Source organism: Streptomyces sp. 3-6 (assembly GCF_056323165.1).
In genome coordinates, this window is record NZ_JBWHZP010000008.1 from 164769 (window position 1) to 179603 (window position 14835).

A 14835-nucleotide genomic window follows, 5' to 3' on the forward strand; every position below is an offset into this window, starting at 1 on the left:
GTCATTGTCCTTCCCGGTCGGATACGACCGAAGCGTATCGATTCCCACCCGCTGTGCCGCCCACGGCGGCCTGATCGCTTGTACCGCTCTTACCTTCCACCGCGGCATGGCCGCCGGTGGAGCCGAAACCCCCTGCGGCCCGCGCCGAGTCGGGAAGCTCCGCGACCGGCACGAAGCGGACCCTCTCGACCTGCTGGACGACCAGCTGGGCGATCCGGTCGAACCGCTCGAACCGCACGGTCTCGCGCGGGTCGAGATTCACCACGATCACCTTGATCTCCCCACGGTACCCGGCATCAACCGTCCCCGGGGCATTCACCAGGGCGACGCCGCAGCGCGCGGCCAGACCGGATCGCGGGTGCACGAACGCCGCGTACCCCTCGGGCAGCGCCACGGACACCCCGGTGGGCAGGACGGCCCGCTCGCCGGGGGCGAGTTCGCACGGTTCGGTGGTGCGCAGATCGGCGCCCGCGTCGCCCGGGTGCTCGTACGACGGAAGCGGTACGTCCGGGTCGACGCGCCGGAGGAGGACCTCCAGCGGGGCACGGCCGGCCTCGCTCACGGGTTCACCTCGAAGGCCCGGGCCCGGCGCACCTGGTCGGGGTCGTCCATCGCGGCCCGGATCTCCTCCGGGCGCCCGTTGTCGATGAAGTGGTCGACCTTGACCTCGATGAACAGCGCGTCCGCGCGGACCGCGACGGGGCCGTCCGGGCCGCCGATGCGGCCGGTGGCGGTCGAGTAGATCTTCCGCCCGGCCACCGCGGTCACCTCGGCCTGGAGGTGCAGCGTGGTGCCCACGGGCACGGGGCTGACGAAGTCGGTCTCCAGCCTGCCGGTCACGGCGATGACCCGCAGCAGCCAGTTCAGGGAGCCGAGGGTCTCGTCCAGGGCGGCGGCGAGCACGCCCCCGTGTGCCAGGCCGGGGGCGCCCTGGTGGGCCGGCTGCACGACGAACTCGGCGGTGACCGAGACGCCCTCACCGGCGCGCGCCTGGAGGTGCAGTCCGTGGGGCTGGCCGCCGCCGCAGCCGAAGCACTGGTCGTAGTGCGCGCCGAGGAGTTCGCCGGGGGCGGGCGCGTCCGGGTGCCGCACGGGTGTCCCGGCGTCGGCCGGGGGCTGAAGAGCTGGGGAAGTACCACTCACAGGCGCAGACCTTACCCGCGCGTCGGCGCGGTCCCGACACCGTGCCAAGCTGGTTCCATGCAGCAGCCCTCCACCGCCCCGTACGAAGAACGCCTGACCGCGCCCCGCGCCTGGTGGGTGATGTGCTTCCTGGCGGGGGTCTCCCTCGCCCTGATCGTGGTGCCGTTCGGGACCCTGCCGGCGCTCGGCGGCCTGGCCGCGGGCACGGCGGCGGCGGCCGTGGTGGTCAGTTCCTACGGGTCGGCGCGGATCCGGGTGGTGGGCGGCAGTCTGATCGCCGGTGAGGCCAGGATCCCGGTGACGGCGCTCGGTGAGGCGGAGATCCTGGACGCGGAGGAGGCCCGCGCCTGGCGCACCCACAAGGCCGACCCGCGCTGCTTCATGCTGCTGCGCGCGTACATCCCCGGGGCGGTGCGGGTGGAGATCACCGACCCGTCGGATCCCACGCCGTACGTCTTCCTGTCGACCCGGGAGCCGGAGCGGCTGGCGGGGGCGCTGCGGGCGGCCAAGGCGGCCGCGTAGCGGCGTACCGGGGCGCGTGGTCCGGGGTCGGCGGGGGCTGTGCCCCGGCCGCCTCGGGGCTCGCGGCAGTGCGGGTGCCGGGGGTGGGTGTCCCGGGGCCTCGCGGTGGTGCGGGTGCCGGGTGCCGTGGCCGTCTCGCGCCGCTCGGCAGCACGGGTGTCCCGGGCCCTGTGAACCCTCACCACGGCGGGGGCGGACCCGGCCGTCGTCCCGCCCCGTGCCGGCCCCGTGGACCCCGTGCGCCCGGAGGCAGCGTCACGCGCCGGAGCCCACCGGGGCGGGCGGGCCGTCCTTGGAGGCGGGTGATCACGTGGCGGGGCCGGTGTCCTCCGTGCCCCGGCCGTCGTGCGGGCGGGCGTCGTGCGGGCGGGCGTCGAGCGGGCGGCCGTCGGTGAGGTGGTCCATCTCCAGGGCGTCCGCCGGGGTCTCCAGGGCGGGCAGCGGGGCCAGCTCCTCCCACGGCACCTGGATGCGACGCAGGTCCGCCCGGATGCGGGCGGCGAGTTTGCGGGTGTCCCGGCGGTTCATGAAGGCGCCGACGGCGGCACCGACCAGGAAGGGCATCAGGTTGGGCAGGTTGCGGACGGTGCGCTTCATGATGCGCTGGCGCAGTTCGCGCTTCATCCGGCTGTTCAGGGCCGCGCTGACGGTGGACGGCTTGGTCGCCTCGACGCCGCGCTCCTCGGACCAGGTGTTGAGGTAGACGGTGCTGCGCCGGGCGAGGGTGCCGGCCGGGCGGACGCCGTAGACCTCGTGGAGTTCGGCGATCAGCTTCAGCTCGATGGCGGCGACACCGGTGACCTCGGCGGCCAGTTCGGCCGGCATGGCGGGCGGGACGGGCATGGCGGCCGCCGCGCCGACCCCGGCGCCGACCGTGGCCGTGGCGCCGGCGGCGCCCGCCACCAGTTTGTCCGCGAGTTCCTCGGGCCCGAGCCCCGGGAACTGGGCGCGCAGGGTCGCGAGGTCGCGCACGGGTACGCGGGGGGCCATCTCGATGATCCGGTCCGCGAGGTGGCCCAGTCCGGCACGCGCGCGTGCTCCGCCCTTGCGGGCTCCTTCCCTGGCCTTGTCGCGGAGGGCGGCGGCCCGTCTGCGGGCCACGGGTGGGGGGACCTCCGTGGGAGCCGGGAGGTCGCCCGGGTGTCCGGCGTGCTCGAGCGGGGCCGTCCCGGTACCGGTCGGGCCCCGCTCGTGATCACGCGTTTCGTGCTGCGGGCCGCCGGGCGGCGGCCCCTGGTCCGCTCCCCTTGCGAAGAGTCGGCGCTTCCGGGAAGGGGTCGAGCCAGTCACGGCCGACCCTCCCTCAGTCGCAGTCGCGGCAGATCGGCTGGCCGTTCTTCTCCCGGGCCAGCTGACTGCGGTGGTGCACCAGGAAGCAGCTCATGCAGGTGAACTCGTCCTGCTGCTTGGGCAGCACCCGGACGGCCAGCTCCTCGTTCGAGAGGTCCGCTCCGGGCAGTTCCAGGCCCTCGGCGGCCTCGAACTCGTCGACGTCCACGGCGGACGCCGACTTGTCGTTGCGCCGGGCCTTCAGCTCTTCCAGACTGTCCGAGTCGACGTCGTCGTCGGTCTTGCGTGGAGTGTCGTAATCGGTTGCCATGCTCGCTCTCCCCCTCTGGGTGTATGCGGTGTCTCCAGCGCACGTAACGCGTGAGAGGCCGGACTTGTGCCCGACCTGAGGCGGAGATTTTGCCTCACATCAAGGTCTGTTACTCAATCGACACCCAACCGGACCCCTCATGAGTGATCGGCTGGGATGGCGATGGGGACCGTACACGGTCCCGATCCTGTGCGCCAAAGGCGCCTCACCGTGTACTTCCCGTGATGAGGGGCCCTGAAAACCGGTACTTTCCCGACCTTCCGACCGGTCGCATGATCACAGAGAGTGGATGATCGGTATTTCCGACCTGTGATCGATCACACACGTGACCCTCGGGCGGGTGCCCAAAAAATTCCGCGCAAAGCGAACACGGTCCGGGCGGGCCGAGATCTCACATCGGCAACGTGACACGCATCACGAGTCCGCCCCCCTCCCGCGGCTGGGCGTAGATGTGCCCGCCGTGCGCCCGGGCCACCGACCGGACGATGGACAGACCGAGGCCGACCCCCTTGTCGCTGCCCGTGCGCTCGGTGCGCAGGCGCCGGAAGGGCTCGAAGAGGTTGTCGATCTCGTACGCCGGCACGACCGGCCCCGTGTTGGCCACCACCAGGACCGCCCGGCCGTGCTGGACCTCGGTGGTGACCTCCACCCAGCCGTTCTCGGGCACGTTGTAGCGCACCGCGTTCTGCACCAGGTTCAGCGCGATCCGCTCCAGCAGGACGCCGTTGCCCTGGACGACGGCGGGCTCGTGCCGACCGCGGATCTCCACGCCCCTGGCCGCGGCCTCCGCGTTCACCTGGTCGATCGCCTGCTCGGCGACCTCGGCGAGGTCCACGGGCTTGCGTTCGACGATCTGGTTGTCGCTGCGGGCCAGCAGCAGCAGTCCCTCCACCAGCTGCTCGCTGCGCTCGTTGGTGGCCAGCAGCGTCTTGCCCAGCTGCTGGAGCTCCACCGGCGCGTCCGGGTCCGAGAGGTGCACCTCCAGCAGCGTGCGGTTGATCGCGAGCGGGGTGCGCAACTCGTGGGAGGCGTTGCCGACGAAGCGCTGCTGGGCCGTGAAGGCCCGCTGGAGGCGCTGGAGCATGTCGTCGAAGGTGTCGGCCAGCTCCTTGAGCTCGTCGTCCGGGCCGTCCAGCTCGATGCGGCGGGACAGGTCCGAGCCCGCGACCGCGCGGGCGGTGCGGGTGATCCGGCCGAGCGGCGAGAGCACCCGGCCCGCCATGGCGTAGCCGAAGGCGAAGGCGATGACGGCGAGGCCGAGCAGGGCGAGGAGGGAACGGCTGAGCAGGTTGTCCAGGGCGTGCTGGCGCTGCTCGTTGACGCAGTCGTTCAGCGCCCGGTTCAGCTCGTCCGCGGGCACCTCGGCGCTGCCCAGGTGGCAGGTCTCGCTGGCCACGTTGCCGGAGAGGATCCGGAACGGCAGGTCGCTGCCCACGTTGAGCGCGTTCGCCGCGAGCAGGTAGATGATCGACAGCAGCAGGATGCCCGCGATCAGGAACATCCCGCCGTACAGGAGCGTGAGACGTATCCGGATGGTGGGGCGCAGCCAGGGGAAGGGCGGCACCGGCCTGCGGGGATCCCAGGTGGGCTTGGGCGGGGCCTGGGGGGACGCCGGCGTGGGGGTGGGCGTGGCGGCCATGGGATCAGATCCGGTATCCGGAACCGGGCACGGTCACGATGACCGGCGGCTCCCCCAGCTTGCGGCGCAGGGTCATCACGGTCACGCGCACCACGTTGGTGAACGGGTCGGTGTTCTCGTCCCACGCCTTCTCCAGCAGCTGCTCGGCGGAGACGACGGCACCCTCGCTACGCATGAGCACCTCCAGGACGGCGAACTCCTTGGGCGCGAGCTGGACCTCCCTGCCGTCCCGGAAAACCTCGCGGCGGTTGGGGTCCAGCTTGATGCCGGCGCGCTCCAGGACGGGCGGCAGCGGGACGCTGGTGCGCCGTCCCAGGGCGCGCACGCGGGCGGTCAGCTCGCTGAAGGCGAACGGCTTGGGCAGGTAGTCGTCGGCGCCGATCTCCAGGCCCTCGACCCGGTCGCTGACGTCGCCGGAGGCCGTCAGCATCAGCACCCGTGTGGGCATGCCGAGCTCGACGATCTTGCGGCACACGTCGTCGCCGTGCACGAGCGGGAGGTCGCGGTCGAGGACGACCACGTCATAGTCGTTGACGCCGATGCGCTCCAGGGCGGCCGCACCGTCGTACACGACGTCGACGGCCATGGCCTCCCGGCGCAGTCCGGTGGCCACCGCATCGGCGAGCAGCTGCTCGTCCTCGACGACGAGTACGCGCACGTCGCTTGTCCTTCCTGATGTCTGCCGGGCGGCGCCGGGCGGGCGCGCGCGGGCAGGGGTACGGGTGGGTGTGTTGGCCTCCATCCTGCCCTTTTCGGCCGTAAGTCGGCGGTAAGCCGTGAGTGCCGCCGGTGCGGGCGGGTGCCGGGCGGAGGAACGTCCGGGGAACGCCGGGGGAATACGAGATTTTCTCGTCCGGTGAGGTTTCCGCGGAAGGGAGCTTGGGGAGGACGGGTCTTACACCCCGCGATCACGCTCTGCTTGTGCCGTACCACCATGCGGTAGCTAGTGGTCCGCTTCAGAGCGGACGTGGGTGTCCGGCACCGTAGCCCCCCGGCCGAGCGGCGCCGGGCATCCGCTCCGGGCGTGATCGAACCCTTTCGAAACGGCACACCCCCGTGCCATCGACCCACGACCCAGGACGAGGGGGCGCAGCATGGACGCTTTCACCGCAGGACTTCTGCAGCGCATAAGGACGACCGAGTCCGATCTGTCCCGGGCCCGCGACGAGGGCGACGAGTTCCTCGTCGAGGTGGAGCAGGGCGAGCTCGACGACCTGCGCCGGCTCGCCGCGGAGCACGGTGTGGAAGTCGGCCTGTCCGGCATCTGATCGACTCGCGCGTCCGAGAAACGGCACGTCAGCGGGCCCCGGCGAATCCAGCGCCGGGGCCCGTTCGCGTGGGCGCGCGAGGTCGCACGCACGCGTGAGCCGTACGGACGCGATGCCTCAGTCGTGCCAGGCGCCGAAGTCCTCCAGGAGCCGCTGGAGGGGCTCGAAGACGCCCGGTGAGGCCGCGACCGTGAGGTCGTGGGAGGGCCGCTGTCCGGGACGTCCGCCCGTCAGGGCACCCGCCTCCCGGGCGATGAGGTCGCCCGCCGCCATGTCCCAGGGGTGCAGTCCGCGCTCGTAGTAGCCGTCGAGGCGGCCGGCGGCCACGTCGCACAGGTCGACCGCGGCCGACCCGCTGCGCCGGATGTCCCGCAGCAGGGGGATCAGGCGCTGCGCGACGTCCGCCTGGTGGGCGCGGACCTCGCGGACGTAGTTGAAACCGGTCGACACCAGCGCCTGGTCCAGGGGCGGCGCGGGACGGCAGGCCAGCCTGCGCTCGCCCTCCCAGGACCCGGTGGCCCACGCCCCGGCGCCGCGGACCGCGTGGTACGCCTCGCCGCGCATCGGGGCCACGACGGCCCCGGCCACCACCTCGCCGTCCTGCTCGGCGGCGATGGAGACGGCCCAGGTGGGCAACCCGTAGAGGTAGTTGACCGTGCCGTCGAGCGGGTCGATCACCCAGCGCACGCCGCTGGTGCCCTCGGTGGCGGCGCCCTCCTCGCCGAGGAAGCCGTCCTCGGGCCGGTGCTCGGCGATCAGCGAGGTGATGAGCTTCTCCGCCGCGATGTCCATCTCGGTGACGACGTCGATCGGGCTGGACTTGGTCGCGGCCACGGCGAGGTCGGCCGGGCGGCCGTCCCGCAGCAGTTCGCCCGCGCGGTGGGCCGCGGTCCGGGCGAGCTGCAGCAGGTCCGCGTGCAGGGGGTCGGTCACGGGGTTCCTCACGCGTAGGGGCTGTCGGCGCCCGCGGCGGCGGGGCGCGGGGCGCGGGCCGGGCAGCACCCGACCGGGCAGACGTCGTGGCTCGCGCCGAGCGCGCCCAGGGCGCACGGCGTGATCCGCTGTCCCCGCTCGGTGGCGGCCCGCTCGACGATCAGCTCGCGGATCGCGGCCGCGAACCGCGGGTCGTCGCCGACGGTGCAGGAGCGCCGGACCGGCAGGCCCAGTTCGCCGGCCTTGGCGACGGCCTCGGTGTCGAGGTCGTAGATGACCTCCATGTGGTCGGAGACGAAGCCGATGGGGGCCATGACCACGGCCGGGACCCCGGCGGCGTGCCGCTCCTCCAGGTGGTCGCAGATGTCCGGTTCCAGCCAGGGGATGTGGGGGGCGCCGGAACGGGACTGGTAGACGAGCTGCCAGGGGTGGTCGGCGCCGGTGCGCTCCCGGACGGCGTCGGCGATCAGCCGGGCCACGTCCAGGTGCTGGCGCACGTAGGCGCCGCCGTCGCCGTGGTCCCCGACCGGTCCGGAGGTGTCCGCGGCGGCGGTCGGGATCGAGTGGGTGCAGAAGGCGATGTGCGCCCCGTCCCGGACCTCCTCGGGGAGGTCGGCCAGCGACGCGACGATGCCGTCGACCATGGGCTCCACGAAGCCCGGGTGGTTGAAGTAGTGGCGCAGCTTGTCGACCTTCGGCAGCTCCAGCCCCTCGGCCTGGAGCGTCGCGAGTGCCTCGGCGAGGTCCTCGCGGTACTGGCGGCAGCCGGAGTAGGAGGCGTAGGCGCTGGTGGCGACGACGAGGATGCGGTGGTGGCCGTCGTTGACCATGTCGCGCAGGGTGTCCGTCACGTAGGGCGCCCAGTTGCGGTTCCCCCAGTAGACCGGCAGGTTCAGGCCGTGCTCGGCGAAGTCCTTGCGCAGGGCGGCGAGCAGGTCCCTGTTCTGCTCGTTGATGGGGCTGACCCCACCGAAGAGGAAGTAGTGCTCACCGACTTCCTCCAGGCGTTCCTTGGGGATCCCGCGCCCGCGGGTGACGTTCTCCAGGAACGGCACCACGTCGTCCGGGCCTTCGGGACCGCCGAAGGAGAGCAGGAGCAGGGCGTCGTAGGGGCGGGGATCGAGCTCGTCAGGCATGTCTACGATCCTGCCACCCGGCACTGACGGGCGGGAACCGGAGGGCCGGGAGCGCGCACCGGGGCGCTCCTCGGCTGGTGCGACCGGGTGAACCGGGCGGTAAGCTGTGCTGGCTCGGACGGCGCCTTACTGACCACCCCGGAGACCTCGTGCCCAGCCCTTACCGCGCCCTGTTCGCCGCGCCCGGCACGAAGAGCTTCTCCGCCGCGGGGTTCCTCGGCCGGATGCCGTTGTCGATGATGGGCATCGGCGTCGTGACGATGATCTCCCAACTCACCGGGCGGTACGGGCTGGCGGGCGCCCTGGCGGCGACCATCGCCCTGTCCGCGGCCGTGGCCGGCCCGCAGGTCTCCCGCCTGGTGGACCGGTACGGGCAGCGGCGGGTGCTGCGCCCGGCGACGCTGATCTCGCTCGCGGCCGCCGCCCTGCTGCTGCTCGCCGCGCACTACGGCTGGGCCGACTGGGTGTTGTACGCGGCCTGTGTGGGCATCGGCTGCGTGCCGAGTGTGGGCGCGATGGTCCGGGCCCGCTGGGCGGCCCTGTACCGGGGCACGCCCCAGCTGCACACCGCCTACTCGTTCGAGTCGGTGGTGGACGAGATGTGCTTCATCTTCGGGCCGATCGTCTCCATCGGGCTGTCCACCGCCTGGTTCCCCGAGGCCGGTCCGCTGCTCGCCGCCTGCTTCCTGGCGGTCGGCGTCTTCTGGCTGACCGCGCAGCGCGCCACCGAGCCCGTGCCGCACCCCCGCGAGCGCTCCGGCGGCGGCACCGCGCTGCGCTCGCCGGGCCTGCAGGTGCTGGTGGCCACGTTCGCGGCCACCGGGGCGATCTTCGGCGGGGTGGACGTGGTCACCGTGGCGTTCGCGGAGGAGCAGGGGCACAAGGCCGCGGCCAGCGTGGTGCTGTCCGTCTACGCGCTCGGCTCCTGCGCCGCCGGCATCGTCTTCGGGCTGCTGCGCTTCGTGGGTCCGGCGGAACGGCGCTGGCTCCTGGGCGTGTGCGCGATGGCCGTGAGTATGATCCCCCTCCTACTGGTCGGGAACCTGCCGTTTCTGGCCGTGGCGCTGTTCGTTGCGGGTCTGTCCATCGCTCCCACGATGATCACGACGATGTCCCTCATCGAAGAGCACGTACCACGCGCGCAGCTCACCGAGGGCATGACCTGGGTGAGCACCGGGCTCGCGGTCGGGGTCGCCCTCGGCTCCTCCGCGGCCGGCTGGGTGATCGACGCGGCCGGGGCGCGTGCCGGGTACGGGGTTCCGGCGGTCGCCGGGGCCGCCGCGGTCGTGGTCGGTTTCCTGGGGTACCGCCGGCTCAAGCGGCCGGCGCCGGGTCGGGGAGGCTCCGTTGGGCAGCACAGCGAGCACGAGGAACGGCACATGGCGTAACTGGGGAGGAAACGTCACCGTGCGCCCCGCGCGCGAGGTGACGCCCGCCTCCGTCGACGAACTGGCCGCGGCCGTGCGCCGGGCCGCCGAGGACGGTCTGCCGGTGAAGGCGGTCGGCACGGGCCACTCGTTCACCTCCATAGCGGCCACCGACGGTGTGCTGGTGCGGCCGGACCTGCTGACCGGGATCCGCGGGATCGACCGCGCGGCCGGCACCGTCACGGTCGAGGCGGGCACACCGCTGAAGCGGCTGAACGTGGCGCTCGCCCGGGAGGGGCTGTCGCTGACCAACATGGGCGACATCATGGAGCAGACGGTCTCCGGCGCCGTGAGCACGGGCACGCACGGCACGGGCCGCGAATCCGCCTCCCTCGCCGCCCAGATCACGGCGCTCGAACTGGTCACCGCCGACGGGTCGGTGCTCACCTGTTCCGACAAGGAGAACCCCGACGTCTTCGCCGCCGCCCGGATCGGACTGGGCGCCCTCGGGATCGTCACCGCGATCACCTTCGCCGTGGAGCCGCTGTTCCTGCTCACGGCACGCGAGGAGCCGATGCCGTTCGACCGGGTGCTCGCGGAGTTCGACGAACTGCACGCCGAGAACGAGCACTTCGAGTTCTACTGGTTCCCGCACACCGGGAACACCAACACCAAGCGCAACAACCGCAGCGCGGGACCGGAGCGGCCGGTGCCGGCGCTCAGGGGCTGGTTCGAGGACGAGTTCCTGTCCAACGGGGTCTTCCAGGTGGCCAACTGGGTCGGCCGCGCGGCGCCCCCGGCCATTCCCTCGCTGGCACGGATATCCAGCCGGGCGCTGTCCGCCCGGACCTACACCGACATTCCCTACAAGGTCTTCACGTCGCCGCGCCGGGTGCGCTTCGTGGAGATGGAGTACGCCGTGCCGCGCGAGGCGCTGACGGACACCCTGCGTGAACTGAGGGCGATGGTGGACCGTTCACCATTGCGGGTGAGTTTTCCGGTCGAGGTGCGGACCGCTCCGGCCGACGACATCACGCTCTCCACCGCCTCGGGGCGCGCCACCGCCTACATCGCGGTGCACATGTTCCGCGGCACTCCCCACCAGGCGTACTTCACCGCCGCCGAGCGCATCTTCACCGCTCACGAGGGGCGGCCGCACTGGGGGAAGATCCACACTCGCGACGCCTCCCACCTGGCCGCCGTGTACCCGCGGTTCGGCGAGTTCACGGCGCTGCGGGACCGCCTCGACCCGGACCGGCTGTTCCGCAACGACCACCTCCGCCGCGTTCTGGGGGAATAGCGCCGTCCGTTCGGTCGGCCCCGCCCGCGCACCCCGGTGCCCGGTCCGGCCCCGGCCGGACGGGAAGCGGGAACTTTTCCGGGTTGCGTGAAGTTCCCCACGTTCAAGATCGCGGAACCCGGGAAGGAGCGGCCAAGTCCCACCCCTTGCGAGAAGTTGGGCGGCGCGCCCATCCACGCACATGGTCCGAATGGAGTACTGTGGCGAGCCCTGGGTCCGGTCCCCGTCAGGGTGCTCGGGACCTTTGCGGACCGCCGGGAGGGGGCTAGTTGCACAGGGTGACGCGATTGGTCACTTAGCGTTGCGAACAGGTAACCGTGCCATAACGGCGATCCAGGGCCCGCGCCCGACACGCCGGGCAACTCGGCAAGGTTGTGGCAGGCTGCACCCGGGCAGGCCACACTCGACTAGCGGAAGCAGCGACGCAGGTGACGTCGGCAGGCACCACCCGGGAGGTCCCCATGCCCGAACTGCGTGTCGTGGCCGTCTCGAATGACGGCACACGGCTGGTGCTCAAGGCTGCGGACAGCACGGAGTACACGCTTCCGATCGACGAACGTCTGCGCGCCGCCGTGCGCGGCGACCGTCCTCGCCTCGGCCAGATCGAGATCGAGGTGGAGAGCCACCTCCGCCCCCGTGACATCCAGGCCCGTATACGAGCCGGCGCGACCGCGGAAGAGGTCGCGCAGATGGCCGGTATCCCCGTCGACCGCGTCCGCCGTTTCGAGGGGCCGGTGCTGGCCGAGCGTGCCTTCATGGCCGAGCGCGCCCGCAAGACCCCGGTCCGGCGCCCCGGCGAGAACTCCGGTCCCCCACTGGGCGAGGCCGTCCAGGAGCGGCTGCTGCTGCGCGGCGCCGAGAAGGACACCGTGCAGTGGGACTCCTGGCGCCGCGACGACGGCACCTGGGAGGTCCTGCTGGTCTACCGGGTGGCGGGCGAGCCGCACTCGGCGAGCTGGACGTACGACCCGCCCCGGCGGCTCGTCCAGGCCGTCGACGAGGAGGCGCGCTCGCTGATCGGCGAGTCCGACGACCTCGCCGCGCCCGAGCCCAGCTTCCCGTTCGTGCCGCGCATCGCCCGGCTGCCCCGCGACCGCCCGCTGGACCGCACCGGGGACCGCGAGCGCCCGAGCCTGCCCGCGCCGGCCTCCGACGCCACGGAGGAGACCACGGCGGCGGCGTCGGCCGGTGACCGGGACTCGCTCACCAGCCTGCTGGAGGCGGTACCCAGCTTCCGGGGCGACCTGGTGGTGCCGGACCGTACGCCGGAGGCGGATCCCGAGGAGCCCGACGTGGAGTCCGAGGTGGAGGAGCCGCCCGCTCCGGCCGCCTCGGCCGGATCCGCGTACGCGGACGTGCTCATGCCGCGTTCCGTCGGCGGTCACCGGGACCGCCTGATCGGTTCCACCGACCGGCAGGCCGAGGCGGACGGGGTCCGTCCGGGGCGCCGTGCGGCGGTGCCGAGTTGGGACGAGATCGTGTTCGGCACGCGGCGGAAGAAACAGGAGTAGGCCGTTGCGGCGGGAGCTGGCCGGGCCGTCGTCAGCCGATCGGGGACGTCGGGCCACGGCCGGTTGACTCCGGTCGACGGGATGTGACGCAGTCAGGGGCGCGCGCCGTGCGGCACGCGCCCCTGTCATGCGTCCACCTGCCCCACTCCCGACTCCCGTGGCGGACGCTCCCCCACACGCGTCCCGGAGGCCGGAACGCGCCAGGGTCGGGAGAGCGTCGGGTCACGGGGCGGATGCCGGATCACGGGGCGGGTGCCGGATCGCGGGACGAGCGTGGGGTCACGCGACAGGCGTGGGGTCACGGGACCGGCGTCCGATGGCGGGACCGAACGCCCCCGGGGCTACCGTCCGGAGCCACCGGGCCGCCCCGCAGGCGCGGACCGGGTCACTGCGGGTCCGGGCCCACCGCGACCGGCCGGTTCGGGTCCGCGGACCACTCCGACCAGGAACCGACGTACAACGCCGCCGGGACGCCCGCCACGGCCAGGGCCAGCACCTCGTGCGCCCCGGAGACCCCGGAGCCGCAGTACACCCCGACGGGAACCTCGCCGGTGACGCCCAGTTCCCGGAAGCGCGCGCCCAGTTCCCCGGCGGGCAGGAAGCGGCCGTCCGGGCCGACGTTCTGCGTGGTGGGGGCCGAGACCGCCCCGGGGATGTGGCCGCCGACCGGGTCGATCGGCTCCACCTCTCCCCGGTACCGCTCCCCCGCCCGCGCGTCCAGCAGCACACCGGAACGCGCCAGCTCCGCCGCACCGTCCGCGTCGAGCAGCCCGTCCGCCGCCGGGACCGGCTCGAAGTCGCCCGGGGGCGGAGTGGGCACCGACGTCTCCAACGGCCCCTCCCAGGACGGCAACCCGCCGTCCAGGACCCGCACGTCCGGGTGACCCGTCCAGCGCAGCAGCCACCACGCCCGGGCGGCGCCCCAGCCCGGTCCGCCGTCGTAGACCACCACCGGCCGGCCGGACGACACGCCCGCCCGGCGCATCACCGCGCCGAACTCCCCGAGGTCCGGTAGCGGATGGCGTCCGCGCTTCCCCGGCGCGGACGCCAACTCCCGGTCCAGGTCCACGAACACGGCGCCCGGGAGGTGCCCGGCCGCGTACGCCGCACGCCCGTCGAAGGGCGGCTCACCGGTGGACGCCGGAGCGCTCAACTGCCAGCGGACGTCCAGCAGAACGGGCGGGTTCGGGCCGGCCAGTTCGCTCACGAGTTCGGATGCGGAGATGATGGCGTTCATGGTCACCATCCTCGCGCACGGGGTGGCCGACGCGTCCGCGTCCGGCTAATCTGCTCGGCCGGACAGGTCCGATCACCATGTGTGCGGGATCAGGCACATGCTGTACAACCGATCGCCACCCGCACGACAGCGCGCCGCCGAGGATGACGGCCCGCACATCGGGCATCCTCCGGGACAGGGCGTCCCGCGGTACGTGCGCGAGGCGCGGCGCCCGGCCGTACGGGCACCGGGACGGAGACGGTCCGCGGAGCGGATGCGAAGGACCCCGCGCCGGGGTCGAGATGAGCACGGCCGCCGCCGGGCGGCCGGGAGAAGAGTGACGATGACCGACGCACGGGGGAGCGCCCGCCCGAACGGCGAGGCACCCCGGCACACCCCCGGCACACCCTGCTGGGTGAGCCTGATGGTGCACGGACTGGAAGCGACCGAGGAGTTCTACGGGGCGTTGTTCGGCTGGGAGTTCCGGCCCGGCCCCGAGCAGCTCGGCCCGTACGTGCGGGCCCTGCTCGACGGGCGGGACGTGGCCGGCATCGGCCTGCTGCCGCCCGACCGGCAGCTGCCCATCGCCTGGACCCCGTACTTCGCCTCGACCGACGCGGACCGCACCGCCGAGGTGATCCGCTCCTGCGGCGGCACCGTGGGCGTGGGCCCGCTGGACGCCGCCGACGCCGGACGCCTGGCGATCGGCGCGGACCCGGCGGGCGCCGTGTTCGGGGTGTGGCAGGTGGCGGAACCGTTCGGCACGGCCGTCACCGGCGTGCCGGGCACCCCTGCGTGGAACGAGCTGACGACCTTCGAGTCGGGGTACGTCGCCAAGTTCTACGAGTCGGTGTTCGGCTACGACGAGGAGCCGGTGGTCTCCGCCGACCTCGACTACGTCACCCTCCAGCTGGACGGGCGCCCCGTGGCCGGGGTGCACGGTCTGGGCAACGCCCTGCCCCGGGACCGCGGGCCGCACTGGATGACGTACTTCACGGTGGCCGACGCCGACGACGCCGCGGACCACGTGGTGCACCTCGGCGGCCAGGTGCTCAAGCCCGCCCGCGACAGCGCCCACGGCAGGGTGGCGACGGTGGCGGACCCGGAGGGGGCCCGCTTCGCGCTGCTGCAGCCGCCGGGGTGACGGACCGGGGTTCCGGTGTGCGGAGGCCCTGGGGACGCACGCCGGAGCACCCCGGG

At 73.1% G+C, this 14835-nt stretch carries 15 protein-coding genes; 6 read left to right on the top strand and 9 right to left on the bottom strand.

Translation table 11 applies throughout. The features are described 5' to 3' along the window. Position 1: 1 nt before the first annotated feature. Together dut and AC02VZ_RS13535 are read right to left on the bottom strand one after the other, a co-directional pair. Complete coding sequence (dut, locus tag AC02VZ_RS13530; RefSeq protein WP_432054655.1) at positions 2–562, bottom strand: dUTP diphosphatase; 561 nt, start codon at positions 560–562, stop codon at positions 2–4. Continuing rightward, positions 559–1143 carry a PaaI family thioesterase gene (locus AC02VZ_RS13535; protein ID WP_432054654.1) on the bottom strand — a complete coding sequence of 195 codons (585 nt, stop codon included), beginning with the start codon at positions 1141–1143 and terminating at the stop codon, positions 559–561. The genes dut and AC02VZ_RS13535 overlap by 4 nt, the downstream gene beginning before the upstream one ends. 57 nt (positions 1144–1200) lie before the next feature. Between AC02VZ_RS13535 and AC02VZ_RS13540 the strand changes: the two genes are divergently transcribed. Then, positions 1201–1665, top strand: a complete 465-nt coding sequence (locus AC02VZ_RS13540) for a DUF3093 domain-containing protein (protein ID WP_476475425.1) — start codon at positions 1201–1203, stop codon at positions 1663–1665. Between the two features lie 306 nt (positions 1666–1971). On the opposite strand, the gene AC02VZ_RS13545 is transcribed toward AC02VZ_RS13540, so the two are convergent. The 4 genes from AC02VZ_RS13545 to AC02VZ_RS13560 all read right to left on the bottom strand — a co-directional run bounded on the left by AC02VZ_RS13545 (position 1972) and on the right by AC02VZ_RS13560 (position 5562). Continuing rightward, positions 1972–2955 (bottom strand): hypothetical protein, encoded by a 984-nt coding sequence (locus AC02VZ_RS13545; RefSeq protein ID WP_476475426.1) that lies wholly within the window; start codon positions 2953–2955, stop codon positions 1972–1974. Positions 2956–2968: 13 nt separating this feature from the next. Continuing rightward, positions 2969–3265 carry a DUF4193 domain-containing protein gene (locus AC02VZ_RS13550; protein WP_003993510.1) on the bottom strand — a complete coding sequence of 99 codons (297 nt, stop codon included), beginning with the start codon at positions 3263–3265 and terminating at the stop codon, positions 2969–2971. A gap of 391 nt (positions 3266–3656) precedes the next feature. After that, complete coding sequence (locus AC02VZ_RS13555) at positions 3657–4904, bottom strand: sensor histidine kinase (protein WP_476475427.1); 1248 nt, start codon at positions 4902–4904, stop codon at positions 3657–3659. 4 nt (positions 4905–4908) lie between these two features. Further along, the gene (locus AC02VZ_RS13560; protein ID WP_028424348.1) at positions 4909–5562 is read right to left on the bottom strand and encodes a response regulator transcription factor; all 654 of its coding nucleotides are present in this window, start codon (positions 5560–5562) and stop codon (positions 4909–4911) included. Between the two features lie 436 nt (positions 5563–5998). Here AC02VZ_RS13560 and AC02VZ_RS13565 point away from each other — a divergent pair, with 436 nt between their 5' ends. Then, complete coding sequence (locus AC02VZ_RS13565; RefSeq protein ID WP_362096349.1) at positions 5999–6172, top strand: hypothetical protein; 174 nt, start codon at positions 5999–6001, stop codon at positions 6170–6172. 117 nt (positions 6173–6289) lie between these two features. Here the strand turns inward: AC02VZ_RS13565 and AC02VZ_RS13570 are convergent, their stop codons facing one another. Beyond that, complete coding sequence (locus AC02VZ_RS13570; RefSeq protein WP_432054650.1) at positions 6290–7105, bottom strand: inositol monophosphatase family protein; 816 nt, start codon at positions 7103–7105, stop codon at positions 6290–6292. A gap of 8 nt (positions 7106–7113) precedes the next feature. Continuing rightward, positions 7114–8241: a ferrochelatase gene (locus AC02VZ_RS13575; protein ID WP_432054649.1), complete on the bottom strand. Its 1128-nt coding sequence runs from the start codon at positions 8239–8241 to the stop codon at positions 7114–7116. A 149-nt stretch (positions 8242–8390) separates the two neighbouring features. Here AC02VZ_RS13575 and AC02VZ_RS13580 point away from each other — a divergent pair, with 149 nt between their 5' ends. The 3 genes from AC02VZ_RS13580 (at position 8391) to sepH (ending at position 12419) form a co-directional block, all read left to right on the top strand. Next, positions 8391–9629: an MFS transporter gene (locus AC02VZ_RS13580; protein ID WP_432054648.1), complete on the top strand. Its 1239-nt coding sequence runs from the start codon at positions 8391–8393 to the stop codon at positions 9627–9629. Beyond that, positions 9589–10908, top strand: coding sequence for a D-arabinono-1,4-lactone oxidase (locus tag AC02VZ_RS13585; protein ID WP_476475428.1), 1320 nt, complete (start codon positions 9589–9591; stop codon positions 10906–10908). Before AC02VZ_RS13580 ends, AC02VZ_RS13585 begins: the two co-directional genes overlap by 41 nt. A 461-nt stretch (positions 10909–11369) precedes the next feature. Continuing rightward, the gene (gene sepH / locus AC02VZ_RS13590; RefSeq protein WP_476475429.1) at positions 11370–12419 is read left to right on the top strand and encodes a septation protein SepH; all 1050 of its coding nucleotides are present in this window, start codon (positions 11370–11372) and stop codon (positions 12417–12419) included. Positions 12420–12804: 385 nt separating this feature from the next. Here sepH and AC02VZ_RS13595 read toward each other — a convergent pair whose 3' ends face one another. Continuing rightward, on the bottom strand, positions 12805–13656 hold the full coding sequence (locus AC02VZ_RS13595; RefSeq protein WP_432054645.1) for a sulfurtransferase: 852 nt from the start codon (positions 13654–13656) through the stop codon (positions 12805–12807). Positions 13657–13978: 322 nt separating this feature from the next. Here AC02VZ_RS13595 and AC02VZ_RS13600 point away from each other — a divergent pair, with 322 nt between their 5' ends. After that, a complete protein-coding gene (locus tag AC02VZ_RS13600; RefSeq protein ID WP_432054644.1) occupies positions 13979–14779 on the top strand; it encodes a VOC family protein in 801 nt (266 codons plus the stop codon). The last annotated feature ends 56 nt before the right edge of the window (positions 14780–14835 follow it).

Coding starts and splice junctions, on each gene's coding strand:
- AC02VZ_RS13540 (WP_476475425.1), top strand. CDS start 1,201: ATGCAGCAGCCCTCCACCGCCCCGTACGAAGAACGCCTGACCGCGCCC.
- AC02VZ_RS13550 (WP_003993510.1), bottom strand. CDS start 3,265: ATGGCAACCGATTACGACACTCCACGCAAGACCGACGACGACGTCGAC.
- AC02VZ_RS13555 (WP_476475427.1), bottom strand. CDS start 4,904: ATGGCCGCCACGCCCACCCCCACGCCGGCGTCCCCCCAGGCCCCGCCC.
- AC02VZ_RS13565 (WP_362096349.1), top strand. CDS start 5,999: ATGGACGCTTTCACCGCAGGACTTCTGCAGCGCATAAGGACGACCGAG.
- AC02VZ_RS13575 (WP_432054649.1), bottom strand. CDS start 8,241: ATGCCTGACGAGCTCGATCCCCGCCCCTACGACGCCCTGCTCCTGCTC.
- sepH (WP_476475429.1), top strand. CDS start 11,370: ATGCCCGAACTGCGTGTCGTGGCCGTCTCGAATGACGGCACACGGCTG.
- AC02VZ_RS13595 (WP_432054645.1), bottom strand. CDS start 13,656: ATGAACGCCATCATCTCCGCATCCGAACTCGTGAGCGAACTGGCCGGC.
- AC02VZ_RS13600 (WP_432054644.1), top strand. CDS start 13,979: ATGACCGACGCACGGGGGAGCGCCCGCCCGAACGGCGAGGCACCCCGG.